General features: G+C 47.4%; 6 protein-coding genes. All 6 read left to right on the top strand.

Annotated elements, in window-relative coordinates; all coding sequences use genetic code 11:
• The first annotated feature begins 589 nt into the window (after positions 1-589).
• Positions 590-2,152, top strand: coding sequence for a ribonuclease Y (gene rny / locus FP815_02380; GenBank protein ID MBA3013780.1), 1,563 nt, complete (start codon positions 590-592; stop codon positions 2,150-2,152).
• A 38-nt stretch (positions 2,153-2,190) separates the two neighbouring features.
• A complete protein-coding gene (locus FP815_02385; GenBank protein ID MBA3013781.1) occupies positions 2,191-3,402 on the top strand; it encodes a tyrosine--tRNA ligase in 1,212 nt (403 codons plus the stop codon).
• 41 nt (positions 3,403-3,443) lie between these two features.
• On the top strand, positions 3,444-4,724 hold the full coding sequence (gene bioA / locus FP815_02390) for an adenosylmethionine--8-amino-7-oxononanoate transaminase (protein ID MBA3013782.1): 1,281 nt from the start codon (positions 3,444-3,446) through the stop codon (positions 4,722-4,724).
• 218 nt (positions 4,725-4,942) lie between these two features.
• On the top strand, positions 4,943-5,803 hold the full coding sequence (locus FP815_02395) for a mechanosensitive ion channel family protein (protein ID MBA3013783.1): 861 nt from the start codon (positions 4,943-4,945) through the stop codon (positions 5,801-5,803).
• A gap of 318 nt (positions 5,804-6,121) precedes the next feature.
• Positions 6,122-7,744, top strand: a complete 1,623-nt coding sequence (locus FP815_02400; protein ID MBA3013784.1) for an undecaprenyl/decaprenyl-phosphate alpha-N-acetylglucosaminyl 1-phosphate transferase — start codon at positions 6,122-6,124, stop codon at positions 7,742-7,744.
• A gap of 72 nt (positions 7,745-7,816) precedes the next feature.
• On the top strand, positions 7,817-8,689 hold an 873-nt coding region (locus tag FP815_02405; GenBank protein ID MBA3013785.1), incomplete at its 3' end, for an acyltransferase.

Raw genomic sequence — 8,689 nt, forward strand, 5'->3', positions numbered from 1 at the left:
CAATCAATCCGAATTCTATCAGCCATAATTTTTCGTTGTTCAGGACTGATACAATACGGTTAACATAAGGAAGTTGCTCTGGAAGCTGTGGGAGCGTTTGGCACTTTGATGAGAATAAAATTGTGTATTTCTGGTTAGTTGATACAATCATAAGCACAATATGTATACCTGTTTTTTTGAGCACCAGCTTATATATGTGATGATATATACTAACATTATTTCACCATCACCTCGCGCTCACTCATCCACGTCACACGTCCGAAAACTAGTTGTTGAATGATTTAACAACTCGTCTATTCTCACTCCCTTCTCCTTTCAGGCCAATTAACCTTACGTATTTTCATGTAGTTAGCACATGCGCCGGCGACATTCCGCGCCAGCCATGACAGTTGCCGCATCCATCCTTTCTTTCAGGACCATGGGTGCCATCACTCTATTAAAATACAACGCGATCGCGCGTCGTTGAAACAACATCTTGTTTTCACAAGATACTGTTGCGCAGACAACACGGCTTACTGGCACACTTCCCCCTGACGTATGTGTAAGCCCTTCCAAACCACGACGCCGAACGTCACTAAAAAAGGAACACATTGTGGATATTCTAACAATAGGAATCAGCTCAGCGGCTGTTATCATTGGAGTGGCAGTTGGCGTCATTCTCCAGAAACGCCTTGCTGAATCGAACACGGATAATGCAGCGTCCCAGGCCCGAAAATTAGTCAATGATGCCTTAACCGAGGCCGATCGAATAAAGCAAGAGGCTCTTCTTAACATCAAAGAAGAAAACTACCAGGCCAAACTGGAAGCTGAGGAAGAGATCAAGAACCGCGGCCTGGAACTCAAGAAAGAAGAAAAACGCTATTCACAAAAGCTTGAGCAGATTGAACGCAAAATTGACATTCTTGATAAACGCGAGGTGGATTTCCTACAAAAGGAAAAGTCCTTTACTCAGCAGGAAACCCTCCTTGCCAAACAGCAGGGTGAAGTCGAAAAACTTATCGACGAACAACGGACAAAACTCGAAAACATTGCAGGCATCACTCGCGAGGAGGCCCAACGCCGACTGGTGGAGAGCATTGAAAGCGAGGCCCGAATGGAGGCTGCCAAAGAGGTGGTCCGTATCGAAAATGAGATGAAGATTAACGCCGACCGAAAAGCCAAAAACATCCTGGCATTAGCCATTTCACGCTATGCCGGGGAATATGTGGCGGAAAAAACCGTCTCCATCGTGCCGCTGCCAAACGAAGAGATGAAAGGCAGAATCATCGGTCGTGAAGGCCGAAATATCAGAGCTATTGAAGCCGCGACCGGCATCGACATCATCATCGACGACACCCCAGAGGCAGTGATCCTTTCCGGCTTCAATCCTGTGCGTCGTGAAGTTGCCCGTCAGTCCATGGAACGCCTGATCGCTGATGGCCGCATCCATCCGGCACGGATAGAAGAAGTGGTTGATAAAGTTACCAAGGAACTGGACATAACCCTTCGTGAAGCTGGCGAACAGGCCACCTTTGATGTCGGGGTCCATGGAGTAAACCATGAGATCATCATGCTGCTTGGTCGGCTTAAATACCGGACCAGCTACGGCCAGAGTGTGCTTGTTCACTCCCTGGAAGTTGCCTTTCTATGCGGAATCATGGCCGCTGAGCTTGGTCTAGATGTCAAGCAGGCGAAGCGTGCTGGTCTGCTCCATGATATCGGGAAAGCAGTCGATCACGAAATCGAGGGCTCACACGCCATTATTGGTCGAGACATAGCCCGCAAATATGGTGAAGCTCCGGAAGTAGTGCATGCCATCGCTGCCCACCACGAAGACATCGAAGCCGAAAGCGTCCTTGATATCCTTGTCCAGGCTGCTGACTCATTATCCAGCGCCCGACCTGGCGCCCGCCGTGAGATGCTTGAATCCTATGTAAAACGTCTGGAGGATTTGGAACAACTGGCAAACAGTTTCAAGGGAGTGGAGAAATCCTTTGCTATCCAGGCTGGACGCGAAGTACGAGTGATTGTCGATAGTTCCCAGGTCAAGGATGTCGAAACCTCCATGCTCGGTAAAGACATCGCCAAAAAGATCGAAGAGACCCTGACCTACCCCGGACAAATCAGAGTTACAGTCATTCGCGAGACCCGTTCGGTCGAGTACGCAAAATAGTTTTTTGAACCTCTCAGCTTTTTTTAAGGATAGTATTAGTGAAATCAGTCGAAGAACAGATTAATCTTATTCAACGTGGCGCTGTTGATTTGATCTCCAGAGAGGATCTGGAGAAAAAGCTCAAATACTCCATTGAAACCAAGACACCATTGAAGATCAAAGCCGGTTTTGATCCCACGGCGCCCGATCTTCATCTTGGACATACAGTTCTAATTCAGAAACTCAAACATTTCCAAGACCTGGGTCACAAGGTGGTGTTTCTGATCGGTGATTTCACAGGTATGATCGGTGACCCCACAGGTAAATCCGAGACCAGAAAACCTTTGACCCAAGACGACGTTACCCGCAACGCCGAGACCTACAAAACCCAGATCTTTAAGATCCTCGATCCAGCCAAGACTGAAATCGTTTTCAACAGCGCCTGGCTGAGCACCTTGTCTTCGTATGATTTTATTCGCCTAGCCTCCCAACTGACCGTTGCCCGGATGCTGGAACGCGATGATTTCCGTAAGCGGTTCGACAACCAGCAGCCGATCAGTATCCATGAATTTCTCTATCCGCTGATCCAAGGCTACGATTCCGTTGCCCTTAAAGCCGATGTCGAACTCGGCGGCACCGATCAGCTGTTCAACCTGCTGATGGGAAGGGAGTTACAGCGAAGCGCAGGGCAAGCGCCCCAGGTAGTCATGACCATGCCCTTGCTTGAAGGCCTCGACGGGGTCAACAAGATGAGCAAATCGCTGGGAAATTATATCGGTATCACCGACTCTGCCGACGATATTTACGGTAAGATTCTATCCATCTCCGACACGTTGATGTTTCGCTATTATGAACTGCTGAGCGATCTGCCTTTGTCAGAAATTCAGGCCCTTCGCATGACAATGGAACAAGGAAATATCCACCCCAAGGAAGTCAAAATGCGGCTGGCACTGGAATTGACTGCCCGCTATCATGACCAAGAAGAAGCCACCAGGGCGGCAGCAAATTTCGAACGGGTTTTTCAAAAACATGGCTTGCCGGATGACCTTGCGGAGATGACCCTTCCCGCCGGAGAGCCGATTTGGATCCCCAAGCTTCTGGTCGAAGCAGGTCTGGTTTCCGGTACTGGCGAGGCCAGGAGAATGATCAAACAGCAGGCCGTTTCCATTGACGGCGAAAAAGTTGCTAATGATGAACAAAACGTCCCCGCTACCTCCGAAATCCTGATCAAGGTAGGCAAACGACGATTCTGCAAAGTGCACTTTGCTTGAACCTCATCGCTTGAAAAACACCAAGCAATTCGTAATGTTCCATGACTGAGTCCGATGCGCTGAGCTTTGATCGGCGTCACATCTGGCACCCCTACACTTCCCCCACCAACCCACTCCCAGTTTACCAGGTGGTGAGTGCTAACGGAGTTCGCCTTCGCCTTGCCGATGGCCGAGATCTCATTGATGGCATGTCGTCCTGGTGGTGCGCCATCCACGGATATAATCATCCCGTCCTAAACCAAGCCATCAGTAAACAAGCTGCAAAGATGTCGCATGTGATGTTTGGCGGCCTCACCCATCCACCGGCCATTGATCTAGCCAGACAGCTGATTCGTATTACCCCCCCTACCCTGGACAAGGTCTTTTTCTGCGACAGCGGTTCAGTGGCGGTAGAAGTCGCCATCAAGATGGCAATCCAATACTGGAGTTCACTCCACCACCCGGAAAAAACTCGACTGTTGACCATCCGGCACGGCTACCATGGTGACACCATCGGCGCCATGGCGGTCTGCGATCCGGCGACCGGCATGCATCATCGTTTTGCCGGGATCCTGTCCCAGCACCTCTTTGCCGAAGCCCCCATAAGTCGTACCGATGACACTTGGCAAGAATCCGATCTTTCCAGTTTCCAGCAGTTGCTTACGACCCATCACCACACTATCGCCGCTGTCATTCTTGAACCGATTGTTCAGGGAGCTGGCGGCATGCGTTTTTACGCCCCGGAATTTCTGCGACAAGTCCGCACTCTATGTGATTCATACGATGTGCTGCTCATCGCCGACGAAATTGCCACCGGATTTGGACGCACCGGCCGACTTTTCGCTTGCGAACATGCCGACATAGCCCCGGACATCATGTGCCTGGGCAAGGCCATCACCGGAGGGTATTTGAGTTTTGCCGCCACATTGACCACAGAACGGGTGAGTGATGCCATTGGCCGTGATAGGGGCATCTTCATGCATGGCCCAACCTTCATGGCCAACCCTCTTGCCTGCGCAGTAGCAGACGCCAGTATCAAACTGCTATTGACTAATGATTGGCACGCTAATATCAAACGCATCGAACTTGGATTACGGCACGGTCTCGAGCCTTGTCGAGAGTTGAAGGAAGTCGCCGACGTCCGAGTTATGGGTGCCATTGGGGTAGTTGAAATGAAAAATGAAATCAATCTCGCCGACCTTCAACCCCGATTCATCTCCCAAGGCATATGGCTTCGCCCTTTTGGCCGTCTGATCTACACCATGCCGCCGTACATCATGTCAGATGACGATCTTATATTTCTCACCGCCCAGATCAGCAAGGTAGTTTCTTCAATCAGCTGACCACTACACACTCTCCTCATAGTTTTTTCGTAAACGTTTACCGGGCACCCATCTGCTTTATCAGCGGTCTGTTCATCTGCAACCAGCACACTTCGCAGACCGCTTTCGTGCATCCGGGGCACCCGGTAAACGTTTACAGTCCGGTGAAACCCGCACGTTAAGTGCTTCTGGTGAACGATTACCTCCAGTTAACCACCTGCTCAACCTCAGCCACCACCATGGAAAAGATCATCGCTAAAATTTATTCCCATTTTTTATTGGAAAACCTGCTCACCTCATTGGCAGAGAATCTTCTCCCCAACCTGACAGCGGCATGTATCAGTGCGGTGGTCTTTTACATACTCTGGCGAATCATCAGCAAAACCCTAACTGCAACTCTTGGACGACTGAAACTTGACGAGACTGCCCAGCGATTCGCCCAGGCAATCATAAAATCAATAGTCGTTATTACCGGGTTACTCACCATTCTCGGCCAACTCGGCTTCAACATGGCCTCCATCCTCGGCAGTCTCGGTGTCGCTGGCTTGACCATCGGTTTTGCCGCCAAGGACGCACTCTCAAATGTCATCTCGGCGCTCTTCATTTTCTGGGATCGTCCCTTTGTTATCGGAGATCTAGTGGAAATCAACGGTCAATATGGTCGTGTGGCAGATGTCACCATGCGCTCCACCCGGATTGTGACCACCGACGGGAAAATGCTCGCCATTCCAAATACCGTCATCATCAATACAACGGTTGCCTTCTATACGAACTTCCCTCATCTCCGCCTTGATATTGCTATCACGGTCGGTACCGGCGAAAATCTCGGCCATGTCCGTCGATTACTGCTGGATATCGTCAAAAACAACACCCAATACCTTACTGACCCGGCACCTGTTGTGGTCGTCACAGCGCTGAACGATTACAATGTAGCGCTCGAACTACGGGTATGGATAGTGGAAGAGCAGAAACACATTGCCATGAAACATGAACTGCGGGAAAAGATTTTCCTCACCCTCAGAGAAAACAAAATCGACATGCCGTTCGAGACGCTTCAAGTTTCATTATCCCAATCCTCCGATACTCCTCACTCGAGATAGAACGAAATCTTCGGATCAGGATCAGTGTTATAATGAATATTACCGCCAGCACCAACCGCCACAGAGTAGCACTTTATTCAAAGAATGAATTGATCATCAACATATTACATTCATTAAATTATCAGTAATTATTTTCCCAAACTCCAATCCTTTCTAAACAAAATATACAATTGACGCACAACCACACATGTGGTATCAACATTTTTATCAGATCCTACCACTAAACTAACAGTACCCATGATTATTATCTAACTAACATATTAAACATCCTTCACAGGTACAACTTAGATGGCAATTTTCACCCCAGGCAAATAACGTATGATTGTTCCTGTGATGTCACTTTCGATATTATCCTTTATATTTGCATTGGTTGTGACCCCACGCGTAGCCGCATTAGCAGAAAGATTCGATCTGCTGGATAAACCGTCTGCTCGTAAGGTCCACAATATCGCCATCCCAAGAATTGGTGGGATTGCCATCTTCCTGGCTTTTAGCCTGTCACTATTTACAGCCCTTTTTTTTGAAAATTTCAAAACTCAACTGCTGGATAATAATGAAATTATCTACCTATTCGCCGGCGGAATCCTGTCGCTTTTACTTGGTTTATATGATGATATAAAGCAACTTGGACCAAAAGTTAAATTCGCAGTCCAGACCGGCATTGCGATATTCGCCTTTCTCGGTGGCATTAAAATCAGATTAATTGGCCTGCCATTGCTAGGCCCTGTTTACTTCGGCTGGTTAGAACTACCAGTGACTATATTATGGATGCTCCTCGTCATCAATGCTATCAACCTGATTGACGGCTTGGACGGATTGGCCGCCGGCGTCAGCTTCTTTATCTGCATCGTGCTACTTGCCGTTGCTATAAGTCATGAACTTCTCCTAGTTGCCATCGCCCTGGCCTGCCTTTCCGGAAGCCTGCTCGGTTTCTTGGTGTTCAATTTCAACCCTGCGTCCATTTTCATGGGCGATTCCGGCAGCTACTTCATCGGCTACATGCTGGCCTCACTTAGTATCGCCGGTTCGATCAAAAGTCATACCGCCGTTACCTTTTTAATTCCTATCATCGCCATGGGAGTACCTCTCTTGGATACTGTGTGGGCCACCACCAGGAGATTTATTTTTGGTCAGGAGTTATTTCAACCGGACAAGGATCATTTTCATCACCGATTAATGAGGAAAGGATTCTCCCACAAGCGGACAGTAGCTATCCTTTATGCAATCACCATCTGTCTCGGCGGCTTGGCCTTACTGACAGTAAATGTTCGAGATCGATACTCTGCCATTTTCCTTGGCATACTCGGGATCCTGGTCGTAATCTTCGTCCGCAAACTCGGCTATCTGGATTTTTTAGGGCTAAAAAGTTTCCTGATGTGGATTAATGATCTGACCAATGTAATAGGAATAAACAGAGACCGCCGAGTATTTCTTGCCTACCAGTTAGGGATCTCAGAAGCTGAAAACATGGACGCCTTCTGGGAACGAATTGTCGCCTCGGCACAACATCTAGGGCTTGATTACATCGAAATGCAACTTGGTGGGAAAGATGCCAAGTTCAAAAAATTTAACGATTACGTGTGGCATTCGTTGAACGACGATGACGTTAAAGAAGAACTGTATTCCAAGCACAGGCTGTACATACGCTTCCCATTAAATTGCAAAGACCATCATTACGGAATCTTAAAAATATCGAAAAAATATTCCAATTCGGTTAGAAATCAATCGCAGATCTTATGGCGGCTTGAATTTCTCCGACGAACTCTTTCCAACACCCTGCATGAATTCAAGAAATATCCCAAATATGGCCTGCATGACCGAAGAGTTCCAATAGAAGACCGCCGATTACATGAGGTCAAAGACCAATTCCTTAACGGGCTAGACGAACGCAGAAAAGATGCGGACCGACGACACCATCAAGCTACAACAACTTCATTATAAAGTCGGCGCTGACGGAGCAAGAACATTGGCGACGCGGCTTATGCGGAGCGTGTTAGCACAGGACAACCATCAATGAAGCTCGCTGATTTCACCCAGGGACGAGACAATAATTTTAATTTAATCAGAATAGCCTCTGCATATGCGGTGCTGATTACTCATAGTTTCGCATTGGCGATTGGCACGGGGGATGCCGAACCATTTGCCAATGTGCTAGGCATGACTATTGGCTCAATTGCTGTTGACATATTTTTTTTAACCAGTGGCTTTCTCGTTACCGCCAGTCTTTTGACAAGGCAATGCACAATTGAATTCGTATATGCCAGATTTTTAAGAATATTTCCGGCGCTTTTTGTAATGTTGCTGTTATCAGTTTTCGGGATCGGCCTGTTTTTTACAACAATTTCCTGGACTTCCTACTTAACAGATCCCCAAATATATAGGTACTTCATGAAATGCCTAACCGTATTCAGTGGCATTGAAAACGAGCTGACTGGTGTTTTTGAGAGAAACCCCTACAAAAATACTGTCAATGGTTCGCTATGGACTATGCCCTATGAGTTGAAGATGTACGCCCTACTGTCATTAATTTGGATACCTTTACGAGTAATACCAAAATTTCGATTAAAAACATTCAAAATTACTATAGTCTCTGGCGCATTATTGGCAGGGCTTTTCGTTATTCTTAATCATCTAGGCATCACAAAAAGTGGTGCCCAATTCTTTAGGTTATTTTTTATGTTTTTCTCCGGAGCGACTTTCTTTATTCTCAAGGAGAGAGTGGTTCTGTCACATAGCATATTTTATATTTCTTTAGCAGCACTTCTGTTGGCAATACTCAACAAGCAAATTTTCTTCTTCGTCTATGTGGTAACACTTGCCTACATTCTATTTTTTGTTGCTTACGTCCCATCTGGCCTCGTTAGAACATACAACAAATTGGGGGAC

The organism is Desulfobulbaceae bacterium (assembly GCA_013792005.1).
GTDB lineage: Bacteria > Desulfobacterota > Desulfobulbia > Desulfobulbales > VMSU01 > VMSU01.

Coding starts and splice junctions, on each gene's coding strand:
- FP815_02400 (MBA3013784.1), top strand. CDS start 6,122: ATGATTGTTCCTGTGATGTCACTTTCGATATTATCCTTTATATTTGCA.
- FP815_02395 (MBA3013783.1), top strand. CDS start 4,943: ATGGAAAAGATCATCGCTAAAATTTATTCCCATTTTTTATTGGAAAAC.
- bioA (MBA3013782.1), top strand. CDS start 3,444: ATGACTGAGTCCGATGCGCTGAGCTTTGATCGGCGTCACATCTGGCAC.